The following is an 18,417-nucleotide window of genomic DNA, read 5'->3' on the forward strand; positions in this document are numbered from 1 at the left end:
GATTTTTGCGCAATAGCGGTCATCTCCGAAGAATAAAATCGTCAAAGATTATCAATTTCGGGTTGATATCAATAAAGGTCGGAATCGAAGAATTGAATTGTTTGCCTGTATTACCATGCGCCAACTTTTGTTAAATTATTTATATTTGCCTCCCAAAGTTTTGAGACGGATTTGCATGGTTCGCTGAGCCTTCATCCACCGTAATATCTGTACCACCTGCCGCGACCTTCCATTGGTTCGAAAGGGTACGAAAGCGCCTGATAGCGAATATCATGGTTGATGAGGTGGAACCGACTTTCGCTGGGTCCATTGTAGCTTTGAGCTTGGCTTCGCCAACGCCTCTGCAGCGCGCACGCGTGCAGTTCTTCCATTCATCAAACCACAAAGGATTTGGCTATGACCGAGCGTAAGCAAGGGAACCATTCGCCGAGCACTGACAATTCTCTTCACGAGCTCGCGCCCGGCTCCGGCCAGGCAAGCTTTGAAGAGCAGCGTGGCAAAGGCGACGAACTGCAGCAGACGATTGGTGCGGATGTTGGGGAAGGCGCAGCCTATCTGACCGACAATTTCGGCCACCGTATTTCGGACAATCAGAATAGCCTCAAGGCGGGGAGTCGAGGTCCCACCCTGCTGGAGGATTTTGTCCTTCGCGAAAAGATCTTTCATTTCGACCACGAGCGGATCCCTGAGCGGATCGTGCATGCCAGAGGGTCGGGCGCGCATGGCGTGTTCGAATGCACCAAGGCCATCCCCCACCTGACCAAGGCGTCCATCTTCCAGGAGGAAGGGAAGAGCTGTCCTGTTTTCGTGCGTTTTTCGACGGTCGCCGGTGGTGCCGGCTCTGTAGACACGCCACGTGATGTCAGAGGCTTCGCTGTAAAGCTCTACACCGAAAGCGGCAATTGGGATCTGGTGGGCAACAACATTCCGGTCTTCTTTATCCAGGATGCCATCAAGTTTCCGGATCTCATCCACAGCGTCAAAATGGAAGCGGACCGGGGTTACCCTCAAGCGGCTTCGGCTCATGATACGTTCTGGGATTTCGTCAGCCTGATGCCGGAATCGATGCACATGATCATGTGGGCAATGTCGGATCGCACGATCCCGCGGTCCTTCCGCCACATCGAGGGCTTCGGCGTTCACACCTTCCGTCTGGTGAACGCTGAAGGCGAAAGCAAGTTCGTTAAGTTTCACTGGAAGCCCAATCTTGGCCTGGCGTCTACCACCTGGGACGAAGCCGTAAAGATTGCCGGTGCCGACCCGGATTTCCAACGCCGCGATCTTTTCGAATCCATCGACCAGGGCGATTTCCCTTCGTGGGATCTCGGGATCCAGGTGTTTGATGAAGAATGGGCTCAGAAGCAGCCCTATGACGTGCTGGACGCCACCAAACTTATTCCGGAAGAGGACATTCCTGTCGAGATCATCGGTCGGATGACGCTCAACAGAAACGTCGACAACTTCTTTGCCGAGACCGAGCAGGTCGCGTTTCTGCCAAGCAATATCATTCCTGGTATCGACTTCAGCAACGATCCACTGCTTCAGGGCCGACTGTTCTCCTATCTCGACACGCAGAAGTCCCGGCTCGGCACGACGAACTTCCATCAAATCCCTGTCAACGCGCCGAAGTGCCCTTTCCATAACTTCCAGCGCGACGGCATGATGCAGACGCTGGTTCCCAAGGGCAGGGCCAACTACGAGCCGAACAGCCTGAGCCAGGCTGGCGAAGACAGCGGACCACGCGCGTCTGTCGCGACCGGCTTCTCGACCTTCGAGACCAACGACGAGCGAAACAATCCGGCCCAGAAGCTTCGCCAGCGTGACGAACTTTTTGCCGATCACTACAGCCAGGCCCGCATGTTCTTCCGGTCGCAGACGGAGAGCGAAAGAACGCACATCGTCTCCGCGATCGTGTTCGAACTCTCGAAAGTGCAGCTCGCGCATGTCCGGCAAAACGTCGTGTCGAACCTGCGTAACATCGAGGAAGACTTGGCGCGCCGGGTCGCGGATGGTCTGGGCATCGATCTTCCCGCAAAGTCCTCGCCGAAAAAAGAGCCGATTGACATGCCGGTCTCAGACGCCTTGTCGATCCAGAAAAACGCTCTGGAGACCCTGGAAGGGCGAAAGATTGGGGTGCTGATCGATGATGGCTCCAACAAGAGCGCGGTCGATAAACTCCTGAACGAGATCAAGCAGCAAGGTGGAACCCCCTTTGTTGTTGCCAGGAAAGTCGGCGGCGTCAAACTCAATGGCGGTACGATGCCCGCCGATGGTCAGCTTGCAGGATCGCCTTCCTTCCTGTTCGACGCGGTCGTTTCCATCCTCGCTCCGGAGGCTGCGCAAAAGCTGACGAAAGAGGCTGCGGCAATCCAGTGGTTCATGGATGCCTATGCTCACTGCAAGACGATCGGCTACTGCCCTGCCACCAAGGCACTGCTCGACAAAGCAAATGTCGAAATGGATGAAGGTGTCGTCCCAGTCGAGGATTTTTTGAAGGTCGGCGCCAAGCGCCACTGGGATCGTGAGCCGCTGGTGCGCGATCTTCCCTGACAAATGCATAAGAGGGGTGGCGTTGCTTTACGCCACCCCTCTAACACTTTTTCGCTCTTTTATCTTTCGGGCAAGTCGTCCAGTAGACGAACAACTTAAAGTGCCGCTCGCACAGAGGCGCGTTCAACGATCTCGGTTTTCAGGACAACCTTACGTGCGGTTTCCGTTGCCCCATTCAAGCGCTTGACGAGAAGTTCCGCCGCTGTCGCGCCGAGATCGTAGACAGGCTGGCGCACGACCGTCACTGGCGGCGACGTCACCGATGTCCAGTCCGCATCGTGGAAGGAGACGAGCGACACGTCGTCCGGAATTGTAAGACCCAACTGGCGGTGGACTTTGAACGCTTCGAGCGCGATCATGCTATCCGAGGCAATAATGGCCGTTGGGCGTTGCGGCGATTGAAGCATGTCGGTGACGATCCGCCGGGTCTGGTCCGGTGTCACGGCACCAACGCGCACCCATTTCCCCATATCGCTCAGGCCGGACTCTTCGCAGACACGGAGATATCCTTCTATGCGCCGCCGCACGGAAGCGGTGCTGATATCCTGAAGCGTGCGGAAGGTATGGTCTGGTGTGTCGCAGGCGGTGACATAGGCAATGCGGCGGTGGCCGAGTGAAACAAGTTGCCGCGTAATGCTCTCTGCAGCATGCCGGTCATCGGCAATCACGGTGTCAACAGCAAGAGTATCGCTCCCACGGTCGAGCAGCACCAGCGGCAACCCCGAACGCACAGCCTCGTGCAGATGCTCGACGTCATCATCCTTGGCTGGCGAAACGATGAGGCCATCCACCCGCTTGGAAAGCAAGGTGCGAATGGCTGCCTTCTCCGCGTCGATGTCCTCACCGGAGTTGCTGAGAATGACCGTAAAGCCAGCCTGCCGTGCGACGTCGGTGATACCGCGAACGGCAAGGCTGAAAAACGGGTTTTCGATATCGCCGACCACGACACCAATCGAACCCGAGCGGCCGGTGGTCATGCTGCGGGCAAGCTCGTTCGTTCGATAACCAAGGGCGCGGGCTGCCGCCGTGACGACCTCACGCACGCGGTCGCTAACGGTTCCGTAGTCCCCCAGAACACGCGCGGCCGTTGCCTTCGAGACGCCGGCTTTGCGCGCGACGTCGGCCACAGTGACGGAAGAGTTCTTAGGCGGGCTTTTGTCCATAAATGACAGCCTTACAAGAGAACTTGACGACTGGCAAATGCGAAGCTAACAATTGCTAAGAATGAAAGAGACCGGTCTCTTTTTAAATGAGACCGGTATCAATCCAATAAAAAGACTTTCAGCATGCGAAACTGCATGGGCCGGGATTGGTGGCTTCGCGCCGTCTTCCGGATGGGACCCACGCGCCTTGACGACATCGCAAACAACAACTCCAGAGGACACGACGCCAATGCGACTGACTGAAGCTTTTACATCTCCACTGACCAAGATGCGTGCCGCGGCCGTCGCGCTCACCTTCGGTTTGATCGCCGCCGCAACACCAGCGCTTGCCGATAATCCGCTAGGCCTTATCGACCAAAATACCATCAGCGTCGGGACCATGGGCGACGCCAAGCCCTACGCTTTCACTACGGCAGCCGGCAATTTCACTGGTTTCGACATCGAACTGTTTCTCAATATTGCCGAGCGCATGGGCTTCAAAAAGGACCAGGTGATCTTCACGGGTCAGGAATTCTCGGCATTGATGCCGTCAGTGGCGAACGGCCGCTTCGACGTCGCTGCAGCCGCGATCGGTACAACCGCCAAGCGCAAGGAGACCGTTGATTTCTCTGACGGTTATCTTGCCGGCTTCCTCAGCGTCCTGACCTCCGAGGATATCAAGGATGCTGCGGGTCTCAAGGGCAAGCGCCTCGGCGTCGTCCAGGGCACGCTTCAGGAAATCTATGCCGAGAAGAACTTCGCCGGCACCGATCTCGTGAAATTCCCGGACAACAACTCCGCCGTTTCGGCCCTGAATAACGGCACGGTCGATGCCCATTTCCTCGATTTCGAGGCGGCAAAGGATTATTCCACCCGCTATCCGGCACTGAAGATCGCCGTCAACATTCCAAGCTTCGATGCGCCTGCCGGCTTTGTCATCCGCAAGGGTAATGACGCCCTGCGCGAGGCGATCAACAAGGCGCTGAAAGAGGCGATGCAGGACGGAACCTGGAAGAAGCTCCACGAAAAGTGGTTCCCAGGAACGCCCATGCCTGCGACATATCTTCCCAAGCAGTAATGCCACCTTCCGGTTCGGCCTTTACCGGTCGAACCGGCCTTTCTTTCTAAAGTGTGTGGCGATCATTTGAATTCGCTCCTTCCGCTTTAGGTCCTTCTTCTGTCGCATGTCGTTACCGCAAAACCGGTGGCCACTTTTGAGCGACATGCTCTAGGGATTTCTGATGAACTGGCTTGAAAACCTGCGCCGCAGCTTCCTTGACTGGAACGCCATGGCCGAAGTGCTGCCAACCATGATCACGGTTGGTTTGAAAAATACGCTGATCCTTGCTGCGACCTCGACGGTGCTTGGGGTGGTCATTGGCATGATGCTTGCCATCATGGGCATTTCCCGCTCGCCTTGGCTGCGAATTCCCGCCCGGCTCTACACCGACATCTTTCGTGGCCTTCCGGCAATCGTTACCATCCTGTTGATCGGGCAGGGCTTTGCCCGCATCGGCCGCGAACTTTTCGGCCCATCCCCTTATCCGCTCGGCATCCTGGCGCTCAGCCTGATCGCCGGCGCCTATATCGGCGAGATTTTCCGCTCCGGTATTCAGAGCGTCGATCGCGGCCAGATGGAAGCGTGCCGCGCCCTTTCGATGAGCTATGGCCAGGGCATGCGCATCATCGTCGTGCCGCAGGGTGTTCGCCGCGTGCTGCCGGCACTCGTCAATCAGTTCATCGGCAACGTCAAGGATTCGAGCCTCGTCTACTTTCTCGGCCTCCTGGCCTCCGAACGCGAGATTTTTCGTGTCGGACAGGACCAAGCGGTGGTGACTGGCAATCTTTCCCCCTTGCTGCTGGCCGGTGTGTTCTACCTGATCGTAACCGTACCCCTTACCCACGTCGTCAATATGATCGATAATCGGCTGCGGCTTGGCAAGCAGCGCCCTTCGACCATCACCAGTGGCCTTGAGGAAGTGAGCGAGCTCGATGGTGCGTCCCGCGCCACCGGCACCGTCTTCAAGGGCGGTGGCCTTGATGTGCGCAATCTTGGGATGGCGTATGGCGATCTCGATGTGCTGAAGGGCGTCGATCTTTCGGTAAAGCCGGGCAGCGTCACTTGCATCATCGGTCCCTCTGGCTCAGGGAAATCCACCCTGTTGCGTGGGATCAACCGGCTCGTCGAGCCGAAGAGCGGCGATATTCTCCTCGACGGAGAAAGCATTCTGGGCATGAAGCCGGAGAGGCTGCGCCGTCGGGTCGGCATGGTCTTCCAGCACTTCAATCTTTTTCCCGATCACACGGCGCTCGAAAACGTCATGTTGTCTCTGACGAAGATCAAGGGTCTGCCCGCCGCCGAGGCCGAGCGTATCGCCAAGGCGAAGCTCGCCGAGGTCGGGCTTGCGAGCCGCCAGCATCACCGCCCGGGCGGTCTGTCCGGTGGGCAGCAGCAGCGCGTCGCCATTGCTCGTGCGCTGGCCATGGAGCCTGAAGTCATCCTTTTTGATGAGGTGACGAGTGCGCTTGATCCGGAACTGGTCAAGGGCGTGCTCAATCTCATGGCAGATCTCGGCACGCGCGGCATGACCATGGTCGTGGTGACACACGAGATGGGTTTTGCCCGCCGTGTCGCTGATCAGGTTGTCTTCATGGATGAGGGACGTGTGGTAGAGGCGGGCACGCCGGAGGCAATATTCGACAACCCGCAGAGCCCGCGCCTTCAGCGCTTCCTGGCGGAAGTGCTCTGACCAACAGGAGACGATAGAGATGACACGAACACTCAAATGGGGCGTGCTGGGCTGCGCAGGAATCGCTGCCAAGGCTGTTATTCCCGCCATCCAGTCCAGCCGTTTAGGGCGCGTTGCAGCCATTGCCTCGCGGGATGCCGAAAAGGCAAGCGCAATGGCGACGCGCTTCGGCATCGAAAAATCCTATGGCAGCTATGAGGATCTGCTTTCCGATCCGGACATTGACGCCATTTACAACCCTTTGCCCAATCATCTCCACGTTCCCATGACCATCAAGGCGTTGGAGCATGGCAAGCCGGTGCTGTGCGAGAAGCCGATCGCGCTCAATGCAGCGCAGGCGAGCGAACTGGCGGAGGCGCAAAAGGCCGCCAACCTACCGGTCGCAGAAGCCTTCATGGTTCGTCACCATCCCCAATGGAAGAAGGCGAGGGCGATGGTTGCGGAAGGACGCCTTGGCGATGTCAGGGCCATCCAGACGATCTTTGCCTATTATCTCGACGACCCGAAGAATGTCCGCAACCAAGCCGATATTGGCGGCGGCGGCCTGTTCGACGTCGGTTGTTACGCCATCAACACGGCGCGCTTCCTGTTTGACGCCGAGCCGCTGCGGGCCATTGCGCTGATGGAGAACGATCCCGTTTTCGGCACGGATCGGTTGACCAGCGGATTACTGGCATTTCCGGAAGGAAGGCAGCTTGCCTTCACTTGCTCCACGCAATTGTCGCTCACGCAAAAGGTGACGGTCCTTGGAACGCGCGGTCGTCTGGAAATCCCCATCCCCTTCAATGCCCCGGCCGATCAACAAACCATGCTGATCTTCGACGACGGGCGGGACCTCGCAGGCGGCGGTCGCCAGGAGATCGTGATTGAGCATGTCGATCAGTACCGTGAACAGGTCGATGCCTTTGCCGAAGCGGTGCTCTCCGGCACGCCACTCGAGACGGGACTCGACGATGCGATCGCAAACATGAAGGCGATCGATGCGCTCTTCCGATCCGCGACCAGCGGTCGTTGGGAAGACGCGTGAGGCGGTTCTTCCACCCATCATCACAATCGAATGAAAGCCAATCCCATGACTGACAATATCATCTCGACAGCCGTCATCATCGGCGCCGGTATCTTTGGCGTTTCCACTGCTGTCCAGCTGGCGCGCCGCGGCGTCAATGTGACGATTCTCAATGACGGCCCACCTGCCAACGGCGCCTCCGGCCGCTCGCTCTCCTGGTTGAATTCGGCGCGCATGCGCTCCGAGCCGTATCACCGGTTGCGCGTGGCGGGCATCGATCGCTATCGCACGCTTGCCGCAAGGAACCCGGACGCAGACTGGCTGCGCTTTGACGGTGGACTGACCTGGGATGCCGATGACGAGCGAAACGAAATCGAGGCTGCCTATCGCCACGAGGTTTCAATTGGCTATGACGCACAGCGGCTTTCGGCACAGGACGTCTCCCGCGTCGTGCCCGGTCTCGACAACAGCGGCATTGCCCCGCAAGGCGCGATCTTCAATCCCGGCGAAGGCTGGGTCGATCTGCCGACGCTGATCGGTTTGCTGCTGAACGAGTTTTCGGAACTCGGCGGCGTTGTCGTCACGGATCAAGGTGCTGCCAAGGTGGTGATCGAAGGTGGGCGCGCAATCGGGGCGCAAACCGCCAAGGGCGATCTACATCGCGCGGACGCCGTTGTTCTCGCGACCGGTCCGGCGGTGCCGAAAATGGCTGCTGAGAACGGCCAGACCATCGGCGACGACACACCTATCGCCCTTCTCGTTCAGACCAAGCCGCTGGCTCATCCCTTGCGTGCCGTGCTGAACACACCGCGTGTTGCTGTTCGTCCAGCGCCTGGCGGCACATTCTCGCTCGATGCAGACTGGGCGGCCGATGAGGGTGTGAGCGTTAGCCCAGACGGTAGCTACCAGATCCACGAGAGTGTGATTGCCGAGTTGCTTGCCGAAGCTGCCAAAGTGATGGAGGGTAACCCTCAACTCGAGGTCGCTTCCGTCGGCGTCGGCGGAAAGCCGATCCCTGGCGATGGCGAGCCGGTAATCGGGGCGATGAAAGACATACCCGGCTACTATGTCGCCTTCAGCCACAGCGGCGCGACCCTCGGTCTCATCGTTGGCGAGTTGCTGGCCTATGAGGTCGCGAGCGGTGCCGAACATCCAATGCTGGCGACCTTCCGGCCTGAGAGGTTTAAGCTCGTCTGAGCATGGATTGGCGCTGTTGAGATAATCAGCCTGCCAAGATGTGGCGGGCTTTTTCCTTTGTTTCTTCATCCCGAGGGTTGGTTCGGGAAACCGGACCCGCGCGAAGACGTTGGTGGCGTCTTACTTGAAATGCAAAACGACCGGCGTGCCGTCGATCTCCTCGACGCGCATGTCGAAGCCGTATATTTCGCCGAGCGCGGAGGGTTTGATAATCTCCCGGGGAGGGCCATCCGCAACCACGCCGCCGTTCTTCATGGCGATGATCCTGTCTGCATGGGCTGCAGCCTGGTTGATGTCGTGCAGAACGATGATGATGCTCTTGTTTTCTTCATCGGCGAGCGCACGCAAATGCAGCATCAATTCGCGCGCGAAATACATATCCAGATTGTTCAGCGGCTCATCAAGGAGAATGTAATCCGTCTCCTGCGCGAATGTCATGGCTACCAGCGCGCGTTGCCGTTGTCCGCCCGACAGCGTGTCGATGAAACGGTCTGCGAGATCGCTGAGAGCAAAACGAGTAAGGGACTTCGCGACAATGTCCCGATCCATGTCCGTCAGCCTACCGCGACTATGGGGAAAACGTCCGAAGCTGACGAGCTCCCTTACCCGTAACCTGCTCGTGACGACTGAATCTTGTCGGAGGATGGCGATGATTTTTGCCAATTCCCGATCGTTGGTTCCACCCAATCGGTGGCCATCGATAGTGATCTTTCCCGATTGAAGCGGTTGCAGGCGTGCAATCAGAGAAAGAAGGGTCGATTTGCCCGCCCCATTTGGGCCGATCAGCGCCGTCACGCCGTGTTTGGGGATCGTCAGCGAGACATTCTTAAGAATGGTCGCTCCCGAATGGCTGACCGACACGTTTTCGATAGTGATCATTTGCGACTTCCTGCGATGACAAGCAGAAGAAACACGATGCCGCCGACAAACTCGATCACCACGCTTAGTGTCGAACTGTTCCCGAGGGTGTGCTGCAGCAAGGTCTGGCCGCCAACAAGAACGATGACAGCAACGAGGGCGGCGGCAGGCAGCAGTATCGCGTGCCGCCTGGTGTTGACGAAGCGTTCGGCAAGCGCGACCACCAGCAGACCGAAAAACGCCACAGGTCCCACCAGGGCTGTGGACACTGCCACGAGCGCTGCGACCAGAACCAGCAAAGCTGCTGTTGTTTTTGTCCACGAAATACCAAGACCTGTAGCGCTGTCCGGTCCGAGAGCGACGATGTCGAGCACATGTCTCGACCGCCATGCGATAACGAGGGCCATTGTGGTCAAGATCGTTGCAACAGTCAGGAGATCGGTGCGCACACCGTTGAAGTTCGCAAAGCCGGCGGTCTGAGCGACGGCGAATTCATTCGGGTCTATCAGCCGGGCAAGCAGCGACTGGAGGCTGCGAAACAGAATACCGATGACGATCCCAACGAGCAGCATCAAACTCATATAGATCGGTCGCAAGAGCATCGGCAGGAGGACGGCGCTGGCGAAGGCCATCAACAGAATGACCTCTCCACCAAATTTCAGGTGAGGAGACAGGGACGCGTAGCCGAGACCGCCGAAGACGAAGACGAGCAGCATCTGACCAAACCCGTAAAGGGCATCGAGCCCCATGATCGACGGGGTCAGGATCCGATTGTTGGTTACGGTCTGGAAGATCACGGTGGAGACGGCGATCGCGATGCTCACCTCGATGAGAGCGATGAGCTTGGTAGCGCGCAGCCCGATGACGAAGCCAATGTTTCCTTTGAGGCCAATGGTCAGATAGGCAATCATGGTGGCCGTGGCGAGGAAAGCCAGGAACAGCAGCTTTCGATCACGCATGTTTCGGCCGATGAATGAGAAGATAGAGGAAGATGAGGGCGCCGACGCATCCCAGCACAGTTCCAACGGGAACTTCATAGGGGAAATTGATGGTTCGCCCGAGAATGTCGCAGCCCAAAACCAGGGTTGAGCCCAGCATCGCAACAACGGGCATGGTGCCGCGGAGGTTGTCCCCAACCAGGCGTGAGACGATATTCGGCACAACGAGGCCGACGAAGGGGATGCCGCCGACGATGACGGTACAGAGCGCCGAAATCACGGCAACAATCACCAGCCCAAGCTGAAGCATCCGTGCGTAATCGATCCCCAGGCCGACGCTTGTGTCCCGACCGAGAGCCATGATCGTCAAGCGATCTGCAACAAGCCAGGCGATGACCAGCATTGCGCCACTGATCCATAAGAGCTCGTACCGGCCACGCAGCACGCCGGAGAATTCACCATTTGTCCATATTGCGAGATACTGAAGAAGGTCTGCCTGCCACGCAACGAATGTCACCGCTGCGCCAATCACACCACCATAAACGATGCCGAACAACGGCACGAGGAAGGGCTGCGTCGGCGGCAGGCGATGGGCTGTCATGAGAAAGACTGCAGTCCCGGCGAGAGCCGTAGCGGTCGCAACAACGCTCTTCAGAAGCAGGCTTGCTGATGGCCACAACAGCGTCACGGCAAGCACGCCAAGCTCGGCACTTTGCGATGTTCCTGTCGTTGAAGGTTCGACATAATTGTTGCGAGCAAGCGTCTGCATGACCAAGCCGGCGAGAGCGAGGCTCGCGCCGACAAGGATGGCTGCCAGCGTTCTTGGCAACCTGCTGACCATGAGAAGTTCCATGGTTCCATTGTCTGAGACGCCTATAAAAAGGCTGGCCACCGCTAACGCGCAGAGAACACCTCCACAGATAAGCGTCGGCCGCCACAACGCCCTATGGCCCGTATCGATCATTTCGCGGCGTTGAAGGCGTCGGTGATCACCTGAAGAACCTTATCCGTCGATTGAACGCCTCCCGCAGCAATGTAGAATTCGGGAGCGGGGAGATAGATCACCTGTCCTTTTTTCCAAGCCGTCGTCTGAGCGACAAGCTCATTGTCGAGGGTTGTCTTTGCTCCCTGTTCGCCCGATCCGATCGCCGAGCCGCGGTCCAGCACCAGGAGCCAATCCGGATTCGCCTTGTTGATGAACTCAAAGGAGACCGCCTCGCCGTGATTGGCGGCCTTGATGTCCGGCACGGCTGCCTCGAGATTCAATGTTGCGTGAACCCAGCCGAACCGCGAGCCCGGACCATAGGCCGTGACCTTCGGCCCATTCGTCATGACGATCAGAGCTTTTCCCTTGCCCTTGACCGCCTGTTGGGCAGCACGGACAAGTTCATCGAGATCTGCTGAAACCTTCTGCGCCTCCTCCTCTTTGCCAAACAAAGCGCCATAGGTCGCCAGACGCTCCTTGGCTTGAGCGACGAGGTCGTCTCCCAGCATGGTCATATCGATTGTCGGCGCGATGGCTGCTGTCTGATCGACCTTGGTAGATGACCGTCCACCGAGAATGATGAGGTCTGGATCAAGAGAACTTAAGGCTTCGAGGTCAGGTTCGAAAATGTTTCCGACGACCTCGGCACCCTGCTTCAATGGCTCAAGCATTTCGAGGTAAAGTTTCTCCGGAACACCGGCCGGTTTCACGCCGATACTCGCAAGCGTATCGAGCGCAGCCATGTCGAACACGGCCACCCGCTCAGGCTTCTTAGCAATAGACACCATCCCTCTTGCGGTTTGGACCTCCGTTGCTTGCGCGTATGAGACGGAGGAGGCGATGGCAAAGAGCGCCGAGAGCAAGAGCGATTTCATGTGGTTACCTCAAAGACGAGTTGCATGTAGCCGTGATCGGAGGGCAAAGACGAGCGATTAAAAATCGAACGACGCCGAAACCATGAAGGTGCGAGCAGCACCCGCTGCGAGGAAGCCGCGAGCGGACGATGCCCAATAGTTTTCGTTGAAGACGTTTTCAACATTGGCCCGCAGTTCAACAGCTTTGCCGTTTTCGCGCTCGAACTTGTACCGCGCGCCAAGATCAACACGCGTCCACCCATCAACCTTTTGGGTATTGTTCTGATTGTAGTATGTACTACCACTGTAAACGACACGGCCATTGAGAGTTACATCTTCAAGCCAGGGGAGATCGTATTCGCCGTATAGGCTGATTGAGGCTTTCGGAACGCCAGGCGCGTCCTTACCATCAAATGTTCCTCCTGCTGTCTTGGCAAGTTCCGCATCCATAAATGTGACGCCGCCGAGCAGCCGGAGACCATCTGTAGGTTCGCCGTAAGCGGTTAACTCGAGACCACGGTTTATCTGCAGGCCATTTACGTCAAATGTGTTATCTTTAGTGAAGCCGCTCGCTTGCCTGATTTCGAACAGAGCGGCCGTTAATATCATCGAGCCGACGTCATACTTCAGACCGATCTCTTTCTGTTTATTAACGAATGGCGGGAATACTTGGCCAGCGTTGTTGATCGCGGCGGCGGGGGCGATAGCTCCCTCTGTCAACGCTTCTACGTAATTTGCATATGCCGAAAGATCTCCGGAGAGTTTGAAATTCGCCGCGACTGCAGGACTAAAGCGCGATTTGTCGTACACATAGTTTCGTGCTCCGACCGGCGCTAGGGGATTACCAGGGCGTTGGTTAAAGCCCTGTTGCCGGACATTTTGATATCTCCCTCCCAACGTGACCTCAAGTGTTTCGTCAAAGAACGACAAGGTGTCGGCAATTGAGAAGCTTGTTGCGCTTAGCTGCGAGAAACGATGCACATCTCCGGAACGAGGAAGTCCCGCCGTATTGACTAACGTACTGGAAATATATGTGGGGTTGTAAATATTCGTAGGTATATCTGGCGGAAATCTCAGCGCAGCGGGACGTGGATTTATGTGAGCACGATTATTTTCCGTGTATGCTGTCTGAGCAGAAATACTTAAGGAATGGTCAATCTCGCCGGTTTCGAACTTTGAGCGAATACCCGTTTCGCCGACGTAGCTAACTATCTCCTGTGGGTTGTACCCGAAGTTAAGTTTAGCGTCGCCGTTTGAATTTGTGATTTCATACGAAGAGGTAAGGAAATCCTCTCGATAAAGGCTTGCCCCGGCCGCAGCGTAGAGTGTCGTACTTTCCAAGATGTCATATTCAATTCTACCCGCAGCCATGTTGTAAGAACTGTCGTGGTACTCGAACGGAGCGCCGGTATTGATCCTGCCACTTGGCGCGTTTGGGATTGTAGGTAAAATCGTGTCGACAGCAGCGGTATTAAATAGAGACGTCGGCGAATCCAGCTTCTGGGTCGAGTGACTGAGATCGAGCGAGGCACGGAAATCTTCTCCGTGATAGTCTATCCCGAGAGACGCCACACCGATCCGTGTATCATTATGATCGAGCGTCGTCTCACCGCCCCGGAAAGAGCCATTGGCACGGATGCCCCACTCATCGCCTTCTCCAAAGCGGCGGCCGACATCAGCATGGGTCCAGAGTTGTGAATCGCTGCGATATCCCGTCGTCAGCCGCGTCAACGGCTCATCTGCCGCGCGCTTTGGAATGAGATTGATGGTCCCGCCGACACGGCCGATGCCGCCATTGACGAAATTGCTCGGTCCTTTCAGCACCTGAACCTGTTCGATGCCCTCAAGGAAATGTCGGCGCGGGTTGGCGATATAGGGAAGCCCGTCATAGAAAATGTCCAGATTGACGACGGGAAAGCCACGGATCAGGAACGAGTCACGCTCACTGAAGGGAGGCGCATCCGCCCGAACAGAAGGATCATTGAGCGTGATGTCTGCAACGGTCCGTGCTTGTTGATCGCGGATCAATTTCGCCGTGTATGCGGTGATGCTGAAAGGCGTATCCTTGATCGGGCGGTTGCCGAGTGCGCCGAGCCGGGCTTCGGTCGATACCTGACCGCCACTGAAGTCAGCCGCTGGCTGTCCGATGGTCGCCGTGGCCGGCTTGCCGTCGCGCGCGCCTCGAATGACGATCGGCTTCAGCACCGTTGGGCTCGTCGACCTGTTTTGAACAGGCCCTGCATCCTGACCCTGTGCCAATGCCGGCTCCAGTGCAAGGAGCGATACACTTGCAAGTATAGCGAAGCCATAGCTGTTCATTCGAACGCCATAATTAAGAACAGACATGTTGTCCCCAGTCCCCTCAATCCAAAAATCTTTAACTATTCGTCGTTGGAGCAGCCGACATCAGGCGAGCGGTCGCCACACAAACGCGAGCGACTCCTTGAACGCGAAGCGTTCGATGTGACGCTGGACAACATCTTGTAGAACCGTCAGGTCTTCGCTTTTGTGCGCCGTGAGCTCGATGACCAATTCTGTATCGTTTGCGCTGAGGCGCGCCTCACCAAGCGGCAAAGCGATCTTCGATGAAAGCGGTGTGAACTCCGTCTCGAATTTGTGTGCCCAATGCTTCGACAGTTGCTGCAGATAGCGGCTCGCGTGCTGGGTTTCGACTTCAACTCTACTGCTGGACATACATGCATACTCCTTGAGAGCGCCGTGCCGCTCCGTCCCAGAGAGCAACTACCAACGCATGTCCGCAATCTCAAAGATGAGTAATAGAGTCAAGTCTTGATGCATACTCAAGGTCGAATATCCCCACAGTATGACGATCTTCTCAGTCGATTTAAATCTATGGTAGTAACCAGTGGATGCAGCATTCGTCGAATACTCGCTTAGAGCGTCTCCAGGTGGGGTACTGGTAGGCCGAATGTTGCCGCGGAACGATCCCTGACCCCGGGGCGCGATGGATCGACGCAGGGAAGGCGATATCCAGTTGTGGCACCAAAGGCGTTACGGTCGCTATGGTGCTCCCCAGACTGCTGGCGCGCGGCAAGATGGCACGAGCACCCCATCACGACGCCCACTGGGTGAAAAGTCGCTCTCGATAGGTCGCGTAAGGGAAGATCAGCTTACATGTAAGCGGGCACCTGCCGTCTCGACGTTCTGCTTTCAGATATCCCGAAGCCCAGCGAAGAGTTCAGTGTTCTTCGAGGCTGTGCGATAGAATACCGGCGGTTTCCCGATTGGGGCTGCGACCGTGACTTCCTGACCGCCATCATGCGTCGAGCCGGTCCACACATGCACCCACTCAGCGTCTCGCGGCAGGTAGACGGTGCGCTCGCTTTGCCCCGCCTGCCAGACCGGCGCGATCAGAAGGTCTTCTCCGTAAAGATAGGCGTCCTGAATGTCATATGTTCTGCGGTCGTCCTCGTGATGCAGGAAAAGCGGGCGTTGCACGGGCAGGCCGGTTTCGGCCGCTTGTCTGGAGAGAGACTTCAGGTAGGGGGCCAGGTGAACATAGACCGCTGTCATGCGGGCAAAGTGCGCGAGCACAGTTTCGTCCTGGTCGATCTGTAGATTGTCCCGCGGGCGATTGCCCTCGTGGGTGCGCATGACGGGGGTGAAGGCGGCCATTTCGGCCCAGCGCATCAGGAGTTCTGCTGTGCGAACATTACCGAAGAGGCTGGTATAGCCGCCGATATCGGAGTGGTGGTAGGCGTTGCCCAGCAGGCCTGAGGACAGCGCGCCGGAGATGACTGTGACAAGGCCGTCATGCCTTGTGAAATCCACCGACTGGTCTCCGCCCCACAGCAACGGGCAATGCGCCTGGACCCCGGTGAACCCTGCGCGCATGAAAAATAGTGCCTCGCCGGTCTTGCCCCGGCTTGCGACTGCCTTCGCGTTTACCTCTGCCCAGATCGTCGGCCACGCATTGTGCATCAGCTTGGCATCCACGCCGTTGGAGAGATGGATGTCGATAGGGAGATATTCGCCGAAATCCGCCATCCAACCGGAGAGGCCATAATCGAGCATGTTCTGGCCAATGATCGTTTCGGCAAACCAGTCCATCGCTTCCGGGTTGGTAAAATCCACCACGCCGCAATCGAACTCGCCAAAATCGACCAGCGCCGTTTCACCGTCGTCGTTCTTGGCAAAGTAACCCTTCGCTTCGGCCTCCGGGAAGAAGGAGCCATCGGCGCAAAGATAGGGGTTCACATAGCCGAGGAAACGGATGTCGTTATCGGCAAGCTCGGCGATCTTCTGGCGGAGTGCTGGATAGCGTTCCTCGTTGGCCTTCCAGTCCCAAAAAAGCCGCGCGCCGAAAGAGGTGTGGCGCAGGCCAACCCAGTCTTCGCACCACAGCCCGGAGACTTTCACACCCGCCGCGCGGATTTTCTCAAGCCGCGCAAAAGACTGCTCGCCGTCCTTAAGACCGATGATCGCGCCGTTATAGACCCATTCCGGCAGTTCGGGCTGGCGGCCAAAACGTAGCGAAAGCTCTCCAACCAGTGCTTTGAAGCTGTCTGCTGCGAAAAACTCCAGGCGTTCCGGTACGGCCCAGGCCTCGATCTCGTGGAAGCCGTCACGGCGAAAGTCAAAGACGGAATAGGCGGTCGTTTCCACATGCAGCGCGTAGCGACGCGATGAGACGTAAGTCGGCTGCGGGTAGTTGGTGTGGTAGTAGTCTCCGCCCGCCTTGCTGGTGACGTCTGCCTTGAACGTCAGTTCTGTGCTCTTGTCGCGGCCGACGCCAGGTTCTGACGTCCAGAGTGGGAACTTTCGTCCACGCATATTGAAGTAGGACATCTGCTCGCCACCGCCCCAGACGCATTCGTCCTTTTCGGCGACGACTCGCAACCAGAAGCGGTTAATGGATGGATCGAGTGCTTCGATCTCGACGCTGTTGTCTACGACGCTTAAGCGAAGCCTCGGCGGCTGGCCTTTCGCAGTGGACAGCGTGATGCGGTCGCCTTCCAATTCTGCGTGAGTCAGTGCGACGCGCTCCACCACGTAATCTTCGATATCGAAATTGCCGCGATACATATCCATACGCTCTTCGCCCTTGCCGACAAAGAAGCATGGAGCATCGGCCGAATGGTGCAGAACGGTGCTTCCGTTGATGGCCAGTTCGAAGCCATTGGCTGTTTTTTGGAAATGCATGGCAAACTTTCTCATTTGTGACGCGCCGATGTGCTTGACGACGCCCATCGCAGGTGGCGCCTTCTGGGGATGATCTGAATGGGTGACCAAGGCCCGGCGTTTGTTCAGAACCGCGGATGGCGCTTTGTGTCCGCCTGTGTCTGCGTGTGGGGATCGCCAAGCGCGCTGCATCTCTGCTCACTATCGCAATCGGCTGACATATCGAGCAACGGTATGGTCATACCAGGTGTGCGATACCTCGGCCTTCTGTCCGTCATGGGAGTGACTGATGCGCAGGATGTGGGGCAGGAGATCGCCGGTGGCGGGACCGAAGGCGGCGGGTTTCCAGTCCGGAACCCGGCCCAGATCGATGTAGTCCTCTGCCTTGGCGATCCAGAGATTCAGTTTTGTGCGGTAGTATAGGTAAAGCGACTCGGACAAATCCTCGGCCACGATCGAATCGACATAGGCGCCATCGAGCCAAATCTCCTCGATGGCAGCAACCTTGCCCCCGATCCGACGCAGTCGGCGAATGCGGTGACCCTCCAACGACGTGCCGAAGGAGGGAAGGGTCGGATCTTTCGTTTCGCGGCTGACACTCAGAATCTCCGCCGTCGGCAGGCCGCCACCTTCGATCAGCTCCAACCGGAACAGAGCGTAGACGCTCTGAGGATCGTTGATAGCCCGGATGTAGTTTCCCGAGCCCTGAATGCGCTCCAGCAGCCCGCGGCTTTCCAGTTCGCCCAGCGTTTTGCGCAGCGTGCCGACAGCAATACCGAGATTTTTTGCCATGTCTCTCTCAGGAGGCAGTTTCTCGCCATCGATCAATCGGCCCGCCGCGACATCACGCACCAACGTCTCGGCGATCTGGAGATAAACGGGCAGACTTCCCTTGGCGCTCTTCATTTTCAATGCCCTTCCTCCCGCGGCATAAAAATTGATACATCATTGATTTACATCATGGCGAATGATATTCAAATAGGAATTGGACGTTT

At 57.3% G+C, this 18,417-nt stretch carries 14 protein-coding genes; 5 read left to right on the forward strand and 9 right to left on the reverse strand.

Going from position 1 to position 18,417, the window contains the following annotated elements:
* Positions 1 to 396 precede the first annotated feature (396 nt).
* The gene (locus EYC79_RS10595; RefSeq protein ID WP_130977949.1) at positions 397 to 2,550 is read left to right on the forward strand and encodes a catalase; all 2,154 of its coding nucleotides are present in this window, start codon (positions 397 to 399) and stop codon (positions 2,548 to 2,550) included.
* Positions 2,551 to 2,645: 95 nt separating this feature from the next.
* On the opposite strand, the gene EYC79_RS10600 is transcribed toward EYC79_RS10595, so the two are convergent.
* A complete protein-coding gene (locus tag EYC79_RS10600) occupies positions 2,646 to 3,713 on the reverse strand; it encodes a LacI family DNA-binding transcriptional regulator (RefSeq protein ID WP_130977950.1) in 1,068 nt (355 codons plus the stop codon).
* Positions 3,714 to 3,942: 229 nt separating this feature from the next.
* Here EYC79_RS10600 and EYC79_RS10605 point away from each other — a divergent pair, with 229 nt between their 5' ends.
* From EYC79_RS10605 to EYC79_RS10620, 4 genes are all read left to right on the forward strand, one after another.
* Positions 3,943 to 4,770, forward strand: a complete 828-nt coding sequence (locus EYC79_RS10605; protein WP_113261301.1) for an ABC transporter substrate-binding protein — start codon at positions 3,943 to 3,945, stop codon at positions 4,768 to 4,770.
* Positions 4,771 to 4,933: 163 nt separating this feature from the next.
* On the forward strand, positions 4,934 to 6,442 hold the full coding sequence (locus tag EYC79_RS23915) for an amino acid ABC transporter permease/ATP-binding protein (protein WP_130977951.1): 1,509 nt from the start codon (positions 4,934 to 4,936) through the stop codon (positions 6,440 to 6,442).
* A gap of 19 nt (positions 6,443 to 6,461) precedes the next feature.
* Positions 6,462 to 7,469, forward strand: coding sequence for a Gfo/Idh/MocA family protein (locus EYC79_RS10615; protein ID WP_130977952.1), 1,008 nt, complete (start codon positions 6,462 to 6,464; stop codon positions 7,467 to 7,469).
* Positions 7,470 to 7,514: 45 nt separating this feature from the next.
* Positions 7,515 to 8,645, forward strand: coding sequence for an NAD(P)/FAD-dependent oxidoreductase (locus EYC79_RS10620; protein WP_130977953.1), 1,131 nt, complete (start codon positions 7,515 to 7,517; stop codon positions 8,643 to 8,645).
* A 120-nt stretch (positions 8,646 to 8,765) separates the two neighbouring features.
* On the opposite strand, the gene EYC79_RS10625 is transcribed toward EYC79_RS10620, so the two are convergent.
* From EYC79_RS10625 to EYC79_RS10660, 8 genes are all read right to left on the reverse strand, one after another.
* The gene (locus tag EYC79_RS10625; protein WP_130977954.1) at positions 8,766 to 9,524 is read right to left on the reverse strand and encodes an iron ABC transporter ATP-binding protein; all 759 of its coding nucleotides are present in this window, start codon (positions 9,522 to 9,524) and stop codon (positions 8,766 to 8,768) included.
* A complete protein-coding gene (locus tag EYC79_RS10630) occupies positions 9,521 to 10,462 on the reverse strand; it encodes an iron chelate uptake ABC transporter family permease subunit (RefSeq protein ID WP_130977955.1) in 942 nt (313 codons plus the stop codon). Before EYC79_RS10630 ends, EYC79_RS10625 begins: the two co-directional genes overlap by 4 nt.
* Positions 10,455 to 11,405, reverse strand: a complete 951-nt coding sequence (locus EYC79_RS10635) for an ABC transporter permease (RefSeq protein ID WP_130977956.1) — start codon at positions 11,403 to 11,405, stop codon at positions 10,455 to 10,457. Before EYC79_RS10635 ends, EYC79_RS10630 begins: the two co-directional genes overlap by 8 nt.
* Positions 11,402 to 12,301, reverse strand: coding sequence for a siderophore ABC transporter substrate-binding protein (locus EYC79_RS10640; protein WP_130977957.1), 900 nt, complete (start codon positions 12,299 to 12,301; stop codon positions 11,402 to 11,404). Before EYC79_RS10640 ends, EYC79_RS10635 begins: the two co-directional genes overlap by 4 nt.
* A 57-nt stretch (positions 12,302 to 12,358) precedes the next feature.
* A complete protein-coding gene (locus EYC79_RS10645) occupies positions 12,359 to 14,626 on the reverse strand; it encodes a TonB-dependent receptor (protein WP_245495256.1) in 2,268 nt (755 codons plus the stop codon).
* 60 nt (positions 14,627 to 14,686) lie between these two features.
* The gene (locus tag EYC79_RS10650; RefSeq protein WP_130977958.1) at positions 14,687 to 14,974 is read right to left on the reverse strand and encodes a DUF2218 domain-containing protein; all 288 of its coding nucleotides are present in this window, start codon (positions 14,972 to 14,974) and stop codon (positions 14,687 to 14,689) included.
* A 477-nt stretch (positions 14,975 to 15,451) separates the two neighbouring features.
* Positions 15,452 to 17,458 carry an alpha-glucosidase gene (locus tag EYC79_RS10655; RefSeq protein ID WP_280956460.1) on the reverse strand — a complete coding sequence of 669 codons (2,007 nt, stop codon included), beginning with the start codon at positions 17,456 to 17,458 and terminating at the stop codon, positions 15,452 to 15,454.
* Positions 17,459 to 17,623: 165 nt separating this feature from the next.
* Positions 17,624 to 18,328, reverse strand: a complete 705-nt coding sequence (locus tag EYC79_RS10660; RefSeq protein ID WP_130978086.1) for a GntR family transcriptional regulator — start codon at positions 18,326 to 18,328, stop codon at positions 17,624 to 17,626.
* Between the last annotated feature and the right edge of the window lie 89 nt (positions 18,329 to 18,417).

Origin of the sequence: Agrobacterium cavarae, from assembly GCF_004310285.1 — a bacterium.
Taxonomy (GTDB): Bacteria; Pseudomonadota; Alphaproteobacteria; order Rhizobiales; family Rhizobiaceae; genus Agrobacterium; species Agrobacterium cavarae.